Annotated in this window: 14 protein-coding genes; 5 read left to right on the top strand and 9 right to left on the bottom strand. The window is 69.4% G+C overall.

Annotated features, from left to right (window positions below):
• Together AOK08_RS16805 and AOK08_RS16800 are read left to right on the top strand one after the other, a co-directional pair.
• Nucleotides 1-1,794: glycoside hydrolase (locus tag AOK08_RS16805; RefSeq protein ID WP_055526379.1), on the top strand; the 1,794-nt coding region annotated here is incomplete at its 5' end.
• A 125-nt stretch (nucleotides 1,795-1,919) separates the two neighbouring features.
• Complete coding sequence (locus tag AOK08_RS16800; protein WP_055526377.1) at nucleotides 1,920-2,885, top strand: glycoside hydrolase family 6 protein; 966 nt, start codon at nucleotides 1,920-1,922, stop codon at nucleotides 2,883-2,885.
• Between the two features lie 37 nt (nucleotides 2,886-2,922).
• Here AOK08_RS16800 and AOK08_RS16795 read toward each other — a convergent pair whose 3' ends face one another.
• From AOK08_RS16795 to AOK08_RS16770, 6 genes are all read right to left on the bottom strand, one after another.
• Nucleotides 2,923-3,207 (bottom strand): hypothetical protein, encoded by a 285-nt coding sequence (locus tag AOK08_RS16795; RefSeq protein WP_055526378.1) that lies wholly within the window; start codon nucleotides 3,205-3,207, stop codon nucleotides 2,923-2,925.
• Between the two features lie 2 nt (nucleotides 3,208-3,209).
• Nucleotides 3,210-4,028 carry a phytanoyl-CoA dioxygenase family protein gene (locus tag AOK08_RS16790; RefSeq protein WP_055526376.1) on the bottom strand — a complete coding sequence of 273 codons (819 nt, stop codon included), beginning with the start codon at nucleotides 4,026-4,028 and terminating at the stop codon, nucleotides 3,210-3,212.
• A gap of 201 nt (nucleotides 4,029-4,229) precedes the next feature.
• Nucleotides 4,230-6,920, bottom strand: a complete 2,691-nt coding sequence (locus AOK08_RS16785) for an RICIN domain-containing protein (RefSeq protein ID WP_055526375.1) — start codon at nucleotides 6,918-6,920, stop codon at nucleotides 4,230-4,232.
• Nucleotides 6,921-7,437: 517 nt separating this feature from the next.
• Nucleotides 7,438-7,710, bottom strand: a complete 273-nt coding sequence (locus AOK08_RS16780) for a substrate-binding domain-containing protein (protein WP_241826974.1) — start codon at nucleotides 7,708-7,710, stop codon at nucleotides 7,438-7,440.
• 143 nt (nucleotides 7,711-7,853) lie between these two features.
• A complete protein-coding gene (locus tag AOK08_RS16775) occupies nucleotides 7,854-8,417 on the bottom strand; it encodes an MBL fold metallo-hydrolase (protein WP_055526373.1) in 564 nt (187 codons plus the stop codon).
• A gap of 54 nt (nucleotides 8,418-8,471) precedes the next feature.
• A complete protein-coding gene (locus tag AOK08_RS16770) occupies nucleotides 8,472-9,086 on the bottom strand; it encodes a TetR/AcrR family transcriptional regulator (protein ID WP_055526372.1) in 615 nt (204 codons plus the stop codon).
• 184 nt (nucleotides 9,087-9,270) lie between these two features.
• Between AOK08_RS16770 and AOK08_RS16765 the strand changes: the two genes are divergently transcribed.
• Together AOK08_RS16765 and AOK08_RS16760 are read left to right on the top strand one after the other, a co-directional pair.
• Nucleotides 9,271-10,926, top strand: a complete 1,656-nt coding sequence (locus AOK08_RS16765; protein WP_055526371.1) for an amidohydrolase — start codon at nucleotides 9,271-9,273, stop codon at nucleotides 10,924-10,926.
• Nucleotides 10,927-11,011: 85 nt separating this feature from the next.
• Nucleotides 11,012-12,499, top strand: a complete 1,488-nt coding sequence (locus AOK08_RS16760; RefSeq protein WP_055526370.1) for an APC family permease — start codon at nucleotides 11,012-11,014, stop codon at nucleotides 12,497-12,499.
• A gap of 155 nt (nucleotides 12,500-12,654) precedes the next feature.
• On the opposite strand, the gene wrbA is transcribed toward AOK08_RS16760, so the two are convergent.
• Both wrbA and AOK08_RS16750 read right to left on the bottom strand, forming a co-directional pair.
• Nucleotides 12,655-13,290, bottom strand: a complete 636-nt coding sequence (wrbA, locus tag AOK08_RS16755) for an NAD(P)H:quinone oxidoreductase (RefSeq protein ID WP_055526369.1) — start codon at nucleotides 13,288-13,290, stop codon at nucleotides 12,655-12,657.
• Nucleotides 13,291-13,349: 59 nt separating this feature from the next.
• A complete protein-coding gene (locus tag AOK08_RS16750; RefSeq protein WP_055526368.1) occupies nucleotides 13,350-14,849 on the bottom strand; it encodes an aldehyde dehydrogenase family protein in 1,500 nt (499 codons plus the stop codon).
• A 143-nt stretch (nucleotides 14,850-14,992) separates the two neighbouring features.
• Between AOK08_RS16750 and AOK08_RS16745 the strand changes: the two genes are divergently transcribed.
• Nucleotides 14,993-15,700, top strand: a complete 708-nt coding sequence (locus AOK08_RS16745; RefSeq protein ID WP_055526367.1) for an IclR family transcriptional regulator — start codon at nucleotides 14,993-14,995, stop codon at nucleotides 15,698-15,700.
• Nucleotides 15,701-15,789: 89 nt separating this feature from the next.
• Here AOK08_RS16745 and AOK08_RS16740 read toward each other — a convergent pair.
• The coding region (locus AOK08_RS16740) for a primary-amine oxidase (protein ID WP_198539292.1) at nucleotides 15,790-17,138 on the bottom strand (1,349 nt) is incomplete at its 5' end.

Here is a 17,138-nt window from a genome sequence, read left to right as displayed (position 1 = left end):
CCCGAGAACGAGATGAAGTGGGACACGACCGAGCCGTCCCGCGGCAGGTTCAACTTCGGCCCCGGCGACCAGATCGTCAGCCGCGCGCAGTCCCACGGGCAGCGCATGCGCGGCCACACCCTGGTGTGGCACTCCCAACTGCCCGGCTGGGTCAGCTCCATCAGGGACGCGAACACCCTGCGGTCCGTGATGAACAACCACATCACCACGGTGGCGAACCACTACAAGGGCAAGATCTACACCTGGGACGTGGTCAACGAGGCCTTCGCCGACGGCGGCAGCGGGCAGCTCCGCAGCTCGGTCTTCCGGGACGTGCTGGGCACCGGCTTCCTGGAGGAGGCGTTCCGTACGGCCAGGGCGGCCGACCCGGGAGCCAAGCTCTGCTACAACGACTACAGCATCGACGACTGGAACGCCGCCAAGACCCAGGGCGTCTACCGCATGGTCCGCGACTTCAAGCAACGCGGCGTGCCCATCGACTGCGTCGGCCTCCAGGCCCACCTGGGCGCCGGTGGTCCTCCCGGCAGCTTCCAGACGACGATCTCGAGCTTCGCCGCCCTCGGTGTGGACGTCCAGCTCACCGAACTGGACATCGCGCAGGCGTCTCCGAACGCGTACACGAACACGGTCAAGGCCTGCATGAACGTCCCGCGCTGCACCGGCATCACGGTCTGGGGCATCCGTGACAGCGACTCCTGGCGCAGCAACGAGAACCCGCTGCTGTTCGACCGGAACGGCAACAAGAAGCCGGCGTACAACGCGGCGCTGACGGCGATGGGCGGCACACCCGCCGCGACCCGCGTCGCCTCCGGCACCACGCGCGGTGCCTCCGCCGCCGCTGCCCTGCCCGGCAGGTACACGTGGAGTTCCAGCGGCTCCCTGATCGGGCCGAAGTCCGACGCGACGCACAACATCGCCGGTCTCAAGGACCCGACGGTCGTCCAGTACAACGGCAAGTACCACGTGTTCGCCAGCACCGCGAGCTCGTCCGGCTACAACCTGGTCTACCTGAACTTCAGCGACTGGTCCCAGGCCGGCTCGGCCACCCATTACTACCTGGACCGTTCGGCCATCGGGGCCGGATACCGGGCCGCGCCGCAGGTCTTCTACAACGCGCCGCAACGCCTGTGGTACCTCGTCTACCAGACCGGCAACGCCTCGTACTCGACCAACCCCGACATCAGCAACCCCAACGGGTGGAGCGCGCCGCGCAACTTCTACTCGTCGATGCCCGACATCATCAGGCAGAACATCGGCAACGGCTACTGGGTCGACATGTGGGTGATCTGCGACAGCGCCAACTGCTACCTGTTCTCCTCCGACGACAACGGCCACCTGTACCGCTCGCAGACGACCCTCGGCCAGTTCCCGAACGGGTTCACGAACACCGTCATCGCGATGCGGGACTCCAAGAACGCGCTGTTCGAGGCGAGCAACGTGTACAAGGTGCAGGGCAGCAACCAGTACCTGCTGCTCGTCGAGGCCATCGGGTCCGACGGGCGGCGCTACTTCCGCTCCTGGACGGCCCCCAGCCTCGGCGGCTCCTGGACCCAGCTCGCCGCGTCCGAGAGCAACCCCTTCGCCCGGGCGAACAACGTCAGCTTCCCCTCGGGCGCCTGGACCCGGGACGTCAGTCACGGCGAGATGATCCGGGCGGGCTACGACCAGACGCTCACCATCCCCGCCTGCCGGCTCCAGTACCTCTATCAGGGCCTGAACCCCAGCGCGGGCGGCGACTACAACCTCCTGCCGTGGCGGCTCGGCCTCCTGACCCAGACCAACTCGACCTGCTGACCGCACCCGCACACTGACCGACCGCACACCGGGGAGCGCTTCCGACGGAAGCGCTCCCCGCCTTCACAGAAGACCGCAGACCACCGACCACCGACACATCCCCGTCGGAGAACCGAGGTACCGTCATGCGCCGCAGACTCCTCGCCCTGGCGGCAGCGCTCTCCTCGCTGCCGCTCGCGCTCGCCACCGCAACGTCCGCCCACGCGGCCGACCCGACATCCATGACCAGCGGGTTCTACGCGGACCCCGACTCCAGCGCCAAGCGGTGGGTCACCGCCAACCCCGGCGACGGGCGGGCGTCCGCGATCAACGCCTCCATCGCCAACACCCCGACGGCCCGCTGGTTCGGCTCCTGGAGCGGCACCATCGGCACCGCCACCGGCGCCTACGCGGGCGCGGCCGACGCCCGGGACAAGCTGCCCGTCCTGGTCGCCTACAACATCTACAACCGCGACTACTGCGGCGGGCACTCCGCGGGCGGAGCCTCCTCACCGGCCGCCTACGCCAACTGGATCGCCCAGTTCGCGGGCGGGATCGGGGGCCGCCCCGCGGTCGTCGTCCTCGAACCGGACTCCCTCGGGGACTACGGCTGCATGAACCAGGCCCAGATCGACGAACGCCGGGCCATGCTCAGCGGCGCGCTCGCCGAGTTCAACCGCCAGGCCCCCAACACCTGGGTCTATCTGGACTCCGGCAACCCGGCCTGGGCGAGCGCGGCGACCATGGCCAAGCGCCTCCACGAAGCCGGCCTGCGACAGGCCCACGGCTTCTCGCTCAACATCTCCAACTACGTGACCACCGGCGAGAACACCGCGTACGGCAACGCCGTCAACGCCGAGCTGAGCGCCCGGTACGGCTACACCAAGCCGTTCGTCGTGGACACCAGCCGCAACGGCAACGGCGCCAACGGCCAGTGGTGCAACCCCTCGGGCCGCCGGATCGGCACCCCCACCCGGCTGGGCGGAGGCGCCGAGATGCTCCTGTGGATCAAGGTCCCGGGCGAGTCCGACGGCAACTGCGGTGTCGGCGGCGGCTCCTCGGCCGGGCAGTTCCTGCCGGAGGTCGCCTACAAGATGATCTACGGCTACTGATCCGGGGCCGGGGTCGGAGGCCTGGTCAGGGGCCTGGTCAGGGGCGTTCGCCTGCCTCCAGTTCCTCCAGCTTCTCGAAGAAGAACTCGTGCTTGAGGAAGGAGACGTCGTACTCGTGACCGGACTGCGGCGGCAGCAACTGGGCCGCCTGGAACAGCCGCCACCCGTCGAGCAGGGCGGCGAGCCCGGTGGCGTACGGCGGCTCGTCGCTGTCGCCGGTCGTCGGCCGGGTCCGTCCGGTCCCGTCGTACTCTGACCAGCCCAGTACGTCGGAGTCGAGTGCCGACGTCGACAGATAGAGGACCAGAACCCGCTGTCTCAAGCTCATGCGTGACTCCTCAGGGCCGGCCGGTTGGTGACGCGCGTGACCCAGTACTCGACGTCGAACGACTCGTCGCCGGTCAGGGCCCGCCACAGCAGGACCCGGTTGTAGATCTCCAGTCGGGCGGTGGCCTGCTCGGCCCAGGGGAAGTAGGTGTTGAGTTCCGCGTACACCGCCGGGTCGTGCAGGTCGGTGGTGTCCCAGAGCCGCACCTGGGGCACGGTCGGGTTGAGGCGGAGCTTGTACATGAAGCGGCGGCGGGCGGTGTCGTTGCGGCGACCGCCGTGCCAGATACCGTGGTGCAGGAGGACGACCGTGCCCGCCGGGCAGGTCAGCCGCGTCTGCCCGCGGAGGTTCTGGACGCGGCCGACGTCCGTCTCGTTGATCCTGCGCAGATGACTGCCGGGCACACTGAGCGTGCCGCCCATCTCGGCGGTCACCTCGTGCGGGTAGTACATGAGCTGGATGTCGAACGCGTCCGGCCGTACGTCGATGATCGCGTCGCCGTGGAGGGGCTGCGCGTGGCCCTCGTGCGGCTCGCGTACGTGGATCGCGTGGTGGTCGACGGTCGGGTCGGGGCCGACCAGGCTCTCGACGGCGCCCGCGACGGCCGGCAGTCCGAGCAGTTCGTGGACGAAGGTGTCCTCGGCGAACGCCTTGCTCAGCGGAGTGCCGTAGGGCACACCCGGCAGGCCCTCGGTCAGGGTCGCGATCGCCCGTTCGTTGATCTCCTGCGGCACCACCGCGTCCAGGCGCAGAAATCCCTGCGCGACGAAGCGCGCCGCCTGAACCGACGTCAGGAGTTGCTTGCTGGTTGACATGCGAAAAACGTACGTGCCCGGCCCTGACCGGTCGTGGGCCGAATTCCGCGAGTACTGGTGATTTTTCATCACCCTGAACGGGTCACCTGAACAGGTCGTCCCGAACGCGTCTCCCCGTACGTGGCGGAGCACCGCCCCGGGACCTCCGGGACGGTGCTCCGTGTACTCGGCGCGGGACGGTGCTCCGCGCTCAGGGGTTGGTTACTGGATCGTCCAGATCCCGTTGGTCTGGTTCACGGCGTCCGACTGTTCGATGGTGGCGCCGTTCGTCGTCGACGCGTCCTTCACCTGGAGGGCCTGCCGGCTCTCGTAGTTGCGGATGAGGTAGCCACCGGTGGTCTGCTCGAAGTACCAGAGCTGGTTGTTGCTGCCGTTGTAGGTGTTCTGCTGAGTGTAGGTTCCCCGCCAGTGGCTGGCCCAGCCCGTGTCGAGGGCCTTGCCGCTGAACCTGTTCACGATCTTGTAGAGCTGCCCGCTGACCGGGATGATGCTCCACTGCTGGTTGACGTTACCGGTGCTCGACCACTGGGTGATGGGGTTGCCGTCGGCCGAGGACCAGCCGGAGTCGTCCATGACCTGGCCGCTGTTGACGTTGGTGATCGTGTAGAAGGACGACGGGTTGGTGTTCGGCTGGCCGGTCGCGGCCTGGAGCGCGCCGCCGCCCTGCTGGACGCTGAAGTCCGTGATGTAGAAGTACGCGCCGTCGGTCTTGGCGACCCGTACGTAGCGGAACTGCTGGCGGACGTCGATGTTGCCGTTGAGCGTCGCGGTGTACGGCAGGGTGCTCGTCTGGCGTCCGAGGACGGTGTAGCTGGCGAAGGACGGGTCGTTGGAGCCCCGGACCTCGAAGTTGCCGCGGGTCTCGGACTGGTCCAGGTTCTGGCGGGTCGTCAGGGAGAACTGGCCGAGCTGGTAGGCCTTGCCCAGGTCGACCTGCCACCAGGCCGAGGTGTCGGCCCCGGTCGGCGACCAGCCGGTCGCGCCGTCGTTGTCGACAGCCTTCGAGGCCTCCGTGCCGACACCGTAGACCGACGAGGAGGACGCCGACTTGTTGTAGGCGAGGTTGAGCTTCGTCAACAGCCCCTGGTAGGCGGACTCAAGACCGGAGGCCTTGATCACCGTGTCGCCGGAGGTCGTGTTGTTGGTGAGCGTGACGTTGGTGCCGTTGCGGTTCTGGTTGATCTGGGTGTCGGTCTGCGACAGCACGTTGTTCGAGACGGTCATGTTGTTCGACCCCTCGTCCAGGTAGATGCCGGACACGGCCGAGCCGCAGGCGACCGGGGACCGAAGCACGTCGTGGACGTAGTTGCCGTTGATGACCGTGTTCGGGTCGTTCGACAGGTGGTAGATACCGGCGGAGTCGCACAGCCGGTTCATCACGTTGCCGATGCGGTTGAAGCTGATGCTGTTGTTCCCCTCGGCGTTGGCCGCCGACTGCCAGCCCCAGCCGAGCGAGATACCGGCCCACGGGGTGTCGGAGATGTCGTTGTGGTCGATGGTGGTGCTGTTGACGAAGCCCGCGTCGATGCCCGCGGTTCCGAGGTAGTCCTCACCGATCCGGGTGATCAGGTTGTTCTTGATGGTGATGTTCTTGACCACTTCCCGGGCGTCCTCACCGGCCGGTGTGGTGGGCGGGTTGTAGACGCTGTGGTACTCCACGGTCGGGTCGGAGAACTTGCCGACGTTGATGCCGTTGCCGGAGATGTCGGTGATGACGTTGCCGGTCACGGTGCTGTCGTGCACGCCGTGGGACAGGTCGAGGGCGGAGGCGCCCATCTGCGTGAAGGTGTTGCCCGTGAAGGAGATCCGGTCCGCGTTCGCGGCCTGGACCCCGCCGGGCGGACGACCGACGAACTGGTTGTTGTTGTTGTCGGACGAGATGTTGTAGTTGCCGCTCTGGGCGTTGAGGTAGCCGTTGTTGGTCGCCTCCATCCAGGTGGTCTGGGTGAAGGTGATCCCGGAGAACTTCAGGTCGTGGGCGGGGCTGTTGAGGTTCGCACCCTTGACGTCGAAGAGCGTCTCGACCGCCGGCGCCTGCACGGTGGCCGTGGACATGTCCTCGCCGGCGCGGGGCTTGTAGTACACGGTCTGCGTGGCCGTGTCGACGTAGAACTCGCCCGGTTCGTTGAGGAACTCGTGGGCGTTCTCGAAGTGCAGGGGGGAGCCGTCGGAGAGCTGCGGCCAGGGGCGCTGGAAGAGGATGCCCGCCTCGTGGTTCTGGATCGAGATGTTGGCGATGCCGTTGGCGGAGCTGATCGAGTTCAGCCGCAGGTAGCTTTCGCCCCACTGCGTCTCCAGCATCATCTCGACCCTGCTCAGCTGGTTCCAGTTGGAGACCTGCGAGCTGAGGACCTTCAGCAGCTTGTTGGGCTTGTCGCTGCCCTGGAGCTGGAAGTCCGAGCCGATGTCGGGGTAGCGGGACCGGGTGGCGCGGACGCCGTTGACGTAGAGCTGCCGGAAGTCGAGGCTGCCCACGGACGCCTTGTACTCGCCGTTCGAGGCCGTGGTCCAGCCGGTGATCGCCTTGCCGCCGCTGATCACGGGCGTCTCGCCGTTGTACGCCTGGTAGATGACCGTGTGGCCGTTGTTGCCCGAGTCACTGGCGCCGAAAGTGATCGGAGCGGTGAGGGGGTACGTGCCTCCGCGCAGGTTCACGACGATGTCGTCGGACATGCTTGAGTTGATGGCCGCGACCGCGGCCTTGGCGGCCTGGACGGTCTTGAAGGCCGAGCCGGTGCTGGTGCCCGAGTTGCTGTCGTTGCCGTTCACCGGGTCGACGTAGAAGTTCGTCGCCGCCGCGAAGGCGGGCTGAACCGGCAGCACGGCGGCGAAGGCGACAGTCGCCACCGCGAGCGCCGTGACCGTCCCTGCGCCGAAGCGTAGAGGTCTCATCTTTGGTTCCTCCTCGAACCCCGTTCCTTATGAGTTGCATTTATCGATGCAGAACAGCCTCCCAGTCAAGACGATAGACATACCTATTTTTCATCGACGCAACATCGACGACACGCGGCTGCACCTGCTACCACCCCCGGGCGAACCACCCGTAGTCGGGAGATAGTCCAGCTCACGGCACGGCTCACCATGGCGATGGACGGCCCACCGCCACTCGAACCGAGTCATCCGGTTATCCATAATCCAAAAATGAGTAGTACTCATTTCAGGGGTAGGTTGTCGCCGATTTTTCACGCCATCCACACGTGCGGTTTTCCCTGACACCCCGTCACGACAGCCCCGCCGCGCATCCGTTGCACGCGCCAACCCCGCCGGGTCGGGGCCCCGGCGGGGTGCTTGTGGGCGATCGGGGTGCGAGCGGCCGGCAGGTGGAGCCGGTCCGGACGGGCAGGCCCCTCTGTCCTTGCCGCACCCCTGGACAAAGACCCCCTCCATACCCGCTAATACATCCTATGTATCAGGGTGTGGTTCTTCTCCGCGGCACGGGGCGTCGCGTGGACCGGCGGGGCGGCGGCACCGGCTGTACGAGCCGGTGCCGGTCCACACCGCCGCGGGAGTTGATGACCGCGATCAGCAGGCCGACCGCCTCGGTGCCCACCCGTTCCGGGCAAAGGCCGAGCATGGTGACGGGCGGGCCGGCCGTCGCGTAGTCCGGGTCCGCGCTGACGCACACCACCAGCGGGTCCCGAGGCACCCGGAGCCCGTGGTCCCGGCCGGCGTGTTCAGCCACATCCACGAGGACATCGAGTTCGGCATCGTCATGAGCAGACAGCCGCGCTCGTGCGCCGCCGTCACGGCGGCCGGCGTCAGTTGTGCGGAGTACGGGATCTCGGTGTTCTCCAGCCGAACCCCGGCGACACCGGAGGCGACTCGTCAGACGGGCGTCGAAGCCGACGGTACGAAGGGTGCCCCGTGGCCCGGCACGATCAGGGCCGGGCCGAGGGCCAGGATCTTCTCCCTGGCCGCCCGCAGTTGCTCGCGGTCGGGCGCGAAGGGGTCGTCGGCGGGCCCCTCGGCGGTCCACCACAGATGGGTCAGGACCACCAGGCCCTCGGGGGCCGCGACCAGGGTGCTGACGTCCTCGGCGGTGTGGCCGGGGGTCGTCATGAGGGTGATCGACGGCGAGAGCTGGTATCCGTCGGCGTCGCGGTCCTCCCAGATGTCGTTCTGGTAGATCGCCATGTGGTCGTGGAAGCGGGCGCGGGGGAACAGGGCCGCGTTGAGGGTGTGGTCCGGGTGGTGGTGACTGAAGACGACGTCGGTGACGTCCTCGGGGGTCAGTCCGTGGTCCGCGAGCGGGTCCAGGATGAGCCGGCGGTCCGCGACCATGCCGGGGTCGGCGACCACGACCGTGTCGCCGTCCAGGAGCAGGGTGACGGTGCCGGCCACCCGCTCGTCGGCGTAGCCGGTGGTCAGGATGTGGAAAGCGGCGGTCATGCGGGGCTCCTCCGGTGATGGGTGGGTGTGGCGCGGTACGGTCCCGTGCTCCGGTCAGCGGGGCGAGAGCTCCCGGAAGCCGGTGAGCATGGCCCGCAGACCGACGTCGAACGCCAGCTCGGCCCGGCGGTGGTCGGTGGGGGTGTCGTCGAGTACGGCGCCGAGGTGGGGGGTGGTCTCCCGGGTCACGGCGGGGACCATCACCGGCGGCGCGACCATGTCGAGGACCGAACCGAGGATGAAGCTCTCCAGCGCGTTGATCAGAGGCATGACCTGGCCGGTGGTGAAGCCGGCCGACAGCAGGAGCTCGGCGACCTTCTCGTACATCGCGTGCATGAAGGGCTCGGCCAGCGGGGCCGTCGCGAGCAGGGGTACGGCTCCGGGGTGGGCCGCGAAGGCCGTGCGGTAGGAGCGGGCCCATGCCTCCAGGGCCTGTTCCCAGGGCTGCGCCGAGTCCCAGTCGTCGGGACCGGTCTCCAGGGCCAGTTCCTCCCGCATGAGCGAGATGATCTCCTCGCGGCCGGAGACGTGGTGGTAGAGCGCGGAGGGGGCGACCCCGAGCTCCCGCGCCAGGGCGGGAATGGTGAGGGCGCCCTGCTCGTCGGCGATCCTCAGCGCCGCCGCGCCGATGCGCCGGCGGTCCAGCAGCGGGGTGCGCGGCCTTGGCACATGGGCTCCTCTTCGTACGTCTGCCCGCCGGGCGGCGACACGGCCACCCGCGGCTGTCACCGGAACTTTACCGAATGACTTTCGGTAAAACACTTCCCGGCCGTCCGGACGACCCCTACATTACCGAAACCGAATCAGTTTCAGTTCTCTTCCGATCTCGTACGACGGGAAGGACGCCGCCGCCATGCAGGCCGACATCGTGTTCACCGGAGGGACCGTCAGGACCGGGGCCGCCGAATGCCCGGTGACCGACGCCCTCGCCGTCACGGACGGAAGGATCAGCGCACTCGGCGCGGAGGCACTCGCCGCCCGCGGAACCGGCACCGTCGTGGTCGATCTGCGCGGGGGCGCGCTGCTGCCCGCGTTCGGCGACGGGCACGTACACCCCGTGATGGGCGGCCTGGGCCTGCTCGGCGCGCCCGTGCGCGAGTGCTCCTCCGTGGAGGACATCGTCGAGGCGGTACGGCACTGGGCCGACGAGCACCCCGAGGCAGAGTGGATCACCGGCGACGGTTTCGACGCCTGGCTCGCCCCCGACGGCCGGTTCGACGCCCGCCGGCTGGACGCGGCCGTCCCGGACCGGCCCGTGGTGCTGCGCACCATGGACCACCACACGGCGTGGGTGAACAGCGAGGCGCTGCGCCGGGCCGGGTTCACCGCCGCCACGCCCGATCCGGCCGGCGGGGAGATCGTGCGCCGGGAGGGCTCCGCCGAGCCGTTGGGCACCCTGCGCGAGTTCGGCGCCCTGCAGCCCGTCCTCGACCTCGTCCCCCAGCCGTCCCACGAGGCGATGGTCGACGCGCTGTGCGAGACCGCCGCCCGGTTCGCCGCCGCCGGGGTGACCTGGGTGCAGGACGCCTGGGTGGAACCGCGGCACGCCGAGGTCTGGATCACCGCGGCGGTCAACGGCCCGGGGCTGCCGGTCCGTGCCGACCTCGGGTTCTTCCTCGGGCCGGAGAACTGGCGCGAGCAGCTCCCGCTGTTCACCGCCAAGCGCGCACGGGTGGAGGGCGCCGCCCCCGGGCTGCTCACCGCGCACACCGTGAAGTTCTTCGCCGACGGGGTCATCGAGTCCGGCACGGCCGCCCTCCTGGAGCCCTACACCGACTGCGCGCACTCGCACGGCATCGCCAACTGGGCACCGGACGAGCTGGCGGAGGCCGTCACCGCGATCGACGCCCTCGGCTTCCAGCCGCACATCCACGCCCTCGGCGACGGCGGTGTACGGGTGGCACTGGACGCCATCGAGGCCGCGACCCGTGTCAACGGCCCCCGCGACCGCCGTCCGGTCATCGCCCACGCGCAACTGATCGACCCCGCCGACCTGCCCCGCTTCGCCGAACTCGGGGTGATCGCCAATCTCCAGCCGCTGTGGGCCCAGCCCGACCGGCTGATGACCGACCTCACCCTGCCGAGGATCGGCCCGGAGCGCGGCGCGCGCCAGTACCAGATCGCCGCCCTGCTCGCCTCCGGCGCGCGCGTCGCGTTCGGCAGCGACTGGCCGGTCACCGACCACGAACCACTGCGTGGCGTCGCCACCGCCGTGACCCGCCAGACACCCGACGGAATCCCCGAGGGCGGCTGGCTCCCCGAGGAGCGGATCGACACCGCGACCGCCCTGGCCGCCTACTCCGCCGGCTGCGCCCACCAGGCGTTCGAGGAGCGGGAGTGGGGCGTTCTGCGCCCCGGAATGCGCGCCGACCTGGTGCACCTCGCCGCCGACCCGGTCACGGCGGCTCCGGGCGACCTCGCGGAGCTGCCCGTCGTGGGCACCTGGCTCGCCGGCCGGCGCACCCACGGTTTCTACACCCTCTTCCCCGTTCCGGCCGGCGCCCGGTAGCCGCGAGGCACCTTCCCCGGCCGAACCGCTCATCAAGGTCAGCAACTCACTCACCCTGTATCCTCACGCAGCACGCGGAGACACCATGACCGAGCCCCAGACTTCCCACGCACCCCAACAGTCCCCGACGGCTGCCGGGACGGAACCGACCGGCCACCTTCAGCGGGGCATGCTCGGCGTCGCCGACATCGTCTTCTTCGTCGTGGCCGCCGCAGCCCCGCTCACCGTGATGGCGGGTATCGCCCCGCTCGCCATCCTCTTCGGCGGCATCGGTGCCCCGGTCGCCTATCTCGCGGTCGGCGTCGTGCTGTGCCTGTTCGCGGTCGGTTTCACCGCCATGACGCCCCACATCCGCAACGCGGGCGCCTTCTACTCGTACATCGCCCGGGGCCTGGGCCGCCCCGCCGGACTGGGCGCGGCCCTGCTGGCGGTGTTCTCGTACAACGCCCTCCAGATCGGCACGTACGGCGCCTTCGGCTTCTTCGCCGCCGGTACGGCGAACGACCTTCTGGGCCTCGATCTGCCCTGGCCGGTGTACGCCTTCGCGGCGATCGCCGTCGTGTGGTTCCTCGGTTTCCGGTCGATCCATGTGGGCGCCAAGATCCTCGCCGCGCTGCTGATCGCGGAGACCGCCGTCCTGGTGCTGCTGGCAGGCGCGATCCTCGTCAAGGGCGGCGCGGACGGCCTGAGCCTGGCCTCCTTCGCCCCCTCCAACGTCTTCACCTCGAGGATGAGCGCGCCGCTGGGCCTCGCCACCGCCGCCTTCATCGGCTTCGAGGCCACCGTCCTGTACCGCGAGGAGGCCCGCGACCCCGACCGCACGGTGCCCCGCGCCACCTATCTGGCCGTCGGCTTCCTCGGCCTCTTCTACACGTTCATCGTGTGGGTCATCGTCCAGGCCTTCGGTGACGCCAAGGTCATCGGGGTCGCCGCGCAGAACCCGGCCGAGATGTTCTTCACCGCCATGACCCAGTACGTGGGCGGCTGGGCCACCGACCTCCAGCGGATCCTGATCGTCAGCAGCCTGCTGGCCTCGCTGCTCGCCTTCCACAACGCCATCACGCGCTACGGCTACGCGCTGTCCGTCGAGGGCGCCGCACCCGCGCCGCTGGGCCGCATCCACCCCCGGCACGGCTCGCCCTGGGTCTCCGGCATCGCGCAGACCGTGCTCGCGGCGATCGTCACCGGCGTCTTCGCCGCGATCGGCGCACACCCGTACAACGAGTTCCTGCTGTGGGTGAACACCCCGGGAGTGGTCGGCATCCTCGCGCTCCAGACGCTGGCCGCCTGCGCCGTGGTCGCCTTCTTCCGCCGCAACCCCGGTCTCGTCGGGGCGGGACGCCTGCGTACGACCGTCGCGCCCGCGACCGCCGCGGTCCTCCTGGCCGTGACCACAGGGCTGGTCTGCACGAAACTCGATCTCTTCACCGGCGCTCCGGCGGCCGTCAACTGGGGCCTCGCCGCGCTCACCCCGATCGTCTTCGCGATCGGCGTCGTCCTCGCGACCCGGATCCGCCGCAAGCGGCCCGCGGTCTACGCGAAGCTCGCCACCACCGACGTCGAGTCCGTGTGACGGACGGGAAAGCCCCGTCGCGGTAGGGGAGTCCGCGACGGGGCCGCGCGTCCCGAGGGGAGGAGTCCGGTTGACTCACGGGACGCTGGTCCGGTTGGTTCAGGCGGGCGCCCAGGTGACCGGGTACGACGGTCACCGCGCCCTTGTTCGCCCGCTCAGCTCTGTCCGGCGGGCGTCGGCGCCCGGTCCGCCGAGAGCAGCGTCGCGAAGCGTGCCAGCCGGGCGCCCTGGAAGCGGGCGCAGTCCAGGGTGACCTCGTCCGGGGCGTTCGAGGGGAATCCGGCCGGCCACGACGTGCCGTAGGGGTTGCCGCCGGCGGCGTAGACGATGTCGTCCGTGTAGCCGAGGGGGACGATGAGCGCGCCCCAGTGGTAGAAGACGTTGTTCAGCGAGAGGATCGTCGACTCCTGGCCGCCGTGCTGCTCGGCCGAGGAGACGAAGGCCGTCACCGGCTTGTCCGCCAGCTTCCCGGCCTGCCAGAGGCCTCCGGCGGTGTCGATGAACTGCTTCAGCTGGGCCGCCGGGGCGCCGTACCGCGTCGGGGTGCCGAAGGCGTATCCGTCGGCCCATTCCAGGTCGGCGAGTTCGGCGACCTGGACGGTCGACTCCGTCTCCGCGCGGTGCCTGCCCCAGTCGGGGTTAGCGGCTATCGCCTCGTCCGGGGCGAGTTCGGCGACCCTGCGCAGCCGGACCTCGGCGCCCGCCGACTCGGCGCCTTCGGCCACCGCCTGTGCGAGCCGGTGCACGGACCCGGTCGCGCTGTAGTAGACGACCAACACATGTGCTGCCACGGAAATCCCCTCCCAGAGCTCTGCTGCCCGTTCCGGCGAAGGCGCCTCGGGGCGCCTGTTCACTTGTCCGGTGCGTAGGAGAGGACGGCGGTGACCGACTTCTCCTCGGTGTTCGCCTCGATCCCGGCCCAGCCGAGTTCGCGCCCCTGTCCGCTGAGCTTGGAACCGCCCCACGGCAGCCGGGGGTCGAGCGGCGCCCAGCCGTTGATCGCGACAGCGCCGGCCTTGACCCGGCGGGCGAGCGCGTGCGCCCTGTTGACGTCGGAGGTCCACAGGGTGGCGGCCAGCGCGTAGTCGCTGTCGTTGGCGATCGTGACCGCCTCGGTGTCCGAGTCGAACGGGATGACCGCGCCCACGGGCCCGAAGATCTCCTGCCGGGCGATCGTCATGGTGTTGTCGACCTCGGCGAACAGCGTCGGTTCGACGAAGAATCCCTTGCGGTCCGGCCGGCCGCCGCCGGTGACCAGGCGGGCGCCGTCGTCGGCTCCCGTCTTGATGTAGCCGGAAACCCGCTCCAGTTGCCGGGCGTTGATCAGCGCGCCCATCGTGGTGCCCTCGTCGAACGGGTCGCCGACCTTGATGTCACGTGCTCGCGCCACCAGCCGCTCGACGAACTCGTCGTACACGGCGCGGGCGACCAGGATGCGGCTGCCCGCGGCGCACACCTCTCCCTGGTTCGCGAAGACGCCGGCCGCGACACCCATCGTCGCGTCGTCCAGGTTCGCGTCCCCGAAGACGATCTGGGGGCTCTTGCCGCCAAGTTCCAGGGTCGTACGGCGGAAGCCCTTCGCCGCCGCCACGGCCACCTTGTATCCCGTCTCCGGGCTTCCGGTGAAGGAGATCTTGTCCACCCCGGGGTGGTCGATGAGCGCCTGGCCGGTCACGGCTCCGAGTCCGGGCAGCACGCTGAACGCCCCGGCCGGGAAGCCCGCTTCCTCGATCAGCGACGCCAGGAGAAGCGAGGTGAGGGGCGCGTCCTCCGGGGGCTTCAGGACGACGGCACAGCCCGCGGCGAGCGCCGGCGCGATCTTCCAGGCGCCGATCATGGTGGGCGAGTTCCAGGGTGTGATGGCCGCGACCACGCCCACCGGCTCGCGCACGGTGTAGCTGTGCGTGGGCCGGCCCATGTACGCGCCGGTCGGGATCGAACGGCCCTCCAGCTTGTCGGCCCACCCGGCGAAGTAGCGGAAGGTCTGGATCGTCTGGGGCAGATCGATCGCCCGTGGCTCGAAGGCGGGCTTGCCGACGTCCAGCGACTCCAGGATCGCGAACTCCTCGCTCCGCGCCTCGATCAGATCGGCGAGGCGGTGCAGCAGCAGTGCTCTGGTGCTCCCGTCGGTCCTCCCCCACGCCCCCTCGTCCAGGGCCGACCTGGCGTGGGACACGGCTCTGTCCACCTCGCCGGCCCCGGCCGCTGCCACGGTCGTGAGCCGTCGTTCGGTCACCGGGTCGATGACGTCGAAGGTGTCGGCACTCTGGCTGCTGTCCCATCGCCCGGCGAGGTAGGGCTCCGTCGGAACCGTGCTGACCAGCCGTTCTGCTGCTGCGCGTGTTAGCATGAGTACGATTACCGTTCTATGTGGACGATATTTGAAACCATAGGGATGGCGGTGACGCCGGGTCAAGGGGTCGGCGGCATACTGCGTTTCCGGCCTCCGTGGCATGATCTGCGGCACAGCGATGCAGGAGGCGCGAGAAGATCGTGGCGGCGACCGGCGGGGAAACGTCCCTGACTCTTGACCGCGGGCTGACGGTGTTGGCGCAGCTCGCACGAAACGCCGACGGTCTCACGGCGACAGAACTCGCCGAGCGGCTGAGCATCGCGCGGGCGGCCGTCTACCGTCTGCTGCGCACCCTGGAGGCGCACAACCTCGTCGCCCGTCTCGGCACGCGGTACATCCTCGGGTTCGGCGTGGCCGAACTGGCCGGGCAGCTCAAACCACGGTTGCAGACGACCGTCCTGCCGATTCTGCGCCGGCTCAGCGAACAGACCAACAGCACGGCGCTGTTGAGCGTCGCCGACGGCGACCAGGCCCTGATCCTGCTGACGGCGGAACCACCGAACTCCACGATGCACCTCGCCATGCGCGAAGGCGCCCGGCACGCCCTGACGGTCGGCGCGGACGGGATCGCCATCCTCGCCGGCAGACCGGAGAGCGACGACGACACCGCCGACGTCCGCGAGGCGCGTCGTCGGGGCCACGCCGTCAGCGTGGGGTCGCTCCAGGAGGGCGCGATCGGTGTCGCCGCCCCCATCCGGGTCTCGGGCTGGTCGACAGCGAGCCTGGGCGTGGTGCAGATCGGTCTCAAGCTCGTCGACGAACAGGTTCCCCACCTGGTGACGGAGGCCGCCCGGACGGCCGCGACGCAGTTGGTCGGCGGGGCGGGCCCCGAGCCGGTCACGGGATGACATCCGAGGCCGTCCCGCCGGTTCGCCGACCGGGCGGGACAGCCGCGGGCCCGCACCCGTCCGAGGCGGTCGTACGGATCCGGCGCCGGTCACTCCCCGGCCCGGCCGCTCTCCCGCGGTACGGCGTGGCAGTTGCTCGTCCCGTGTCCTGACGGGGGCGGTACGTCCAGCGAGGGGTTGCGGTCGAAGAACCCGACCGGCTTCAGCGCGAACCCGACGTAGTCGCACGGCATGATGGGCCAGTCCTCCGGCCGGGGCAGATGCGAGGTGCCGAAGGTGTGCCAGAGCACCACGTCCGTGTCGACCAGATCGCGCTCCTGCTCGATCCACTGGCCGATCCCGTCGCCGGGATGCTGGTTCGGGTAGTCGCCGGCCGCGTGCTGTTCGTCCGGGCTGTACCGGGTCACCCACAGATGCGCCCGCGCGAACTCGGCGCGGCGCGCCAGATCGCTCTCGGGAGCGGCGAGCAGCGTCGGGCCGACGAAGGGGACCAGTTTGTAGGCGACGGGCTCGCCGAGGCGGTTGCGCACACCGGGGTTGGTGATCTTCCAGGTACGCGCGGTGAGCGGGTCGCACATCCGGCGGCCGTCACGTTCGTTGGTGATCTCCGTGCGGCGGGCGACGATCGCGTTCCCGTACGGGTTGTCCGGCCCCATCGGCAGACCGATCGCGTCGACCTCCACGACCGTGTTGCGCGGCCCGTCGACCTCCATGTCCAGGCGCATGTTGAACAGGTGCTGGTGGTTCGGCGCGTCCAACTGGGGCGCCACCAGCGTTCCGTAGGCGGGCCTCTCGCCGGGAGCGACCGCCCGTGTCTGGACGATGCCGGTCAGCTTGGCCTCGAACTGGATCGTCCCGTCGAGGTAGAAGTACCAGAAGAAGCCGTACTCGTAGTTGCCGATCGTGTGGATCGACGACACGACGAGCCGCCGCGAACGCCTGACCTCGGCCTGCTGGACGTACCGGAAGTCCCAGTGCTTCCAGAGGATGCCGTAGTCCTCCTCGTGCAGGCAGATGGCGTTGGTGACGGTGTGCGGGGTGCCCGACTCGTCGGCGAGCACCGCGTCGAGGTATCTGATCTCGCCCAGGCAGTCGCATCCGAGACTGAGCGAACCGACCGTCTTGCCGAGGCTGTACTCGCCCGCGTCGAAGACGTTCCGGAAGTAGAAGTCGTCGCTGGTGTCGCCGTAGGGCACCACCATCTCGCTGATGCCGGCCCGGTGCATGATCGGGCGCTTGCGTCCCCCGTCGTGGTAGGAGACATCACTGATGACGAGTCCCTCCACCACGTCGATGTGGGCGTGCAGCCGCCACCGCTGCCACTCGATCACATTGCCGGACACCGTGAAGGAGGGGCCTTCGGGCTGGGTGATCTCGATGGGGCGGAGGTCGCCGCGCAGATGTCCCACGCTCCGCGCGTCGTAGTTGCCGCTCTCCG

Origin of the sequence: Streptomyces graminilatus, assembly GCF_001418565.1 — a bacterium.
In the GTDB taxonomy this organism is placed as follows: domain Bacteria; phylum Actinomycetota; class Actinomycetes; order Streptomycetales; family Streptomycetaceae; genus Streptomyces; species Streptomyces graminilatus.
The sequence above is the reverse complement of the archived record's forward strand: the minus strand, read 5'-3'. Positions and strand labels throughout refer to the sequence as shown.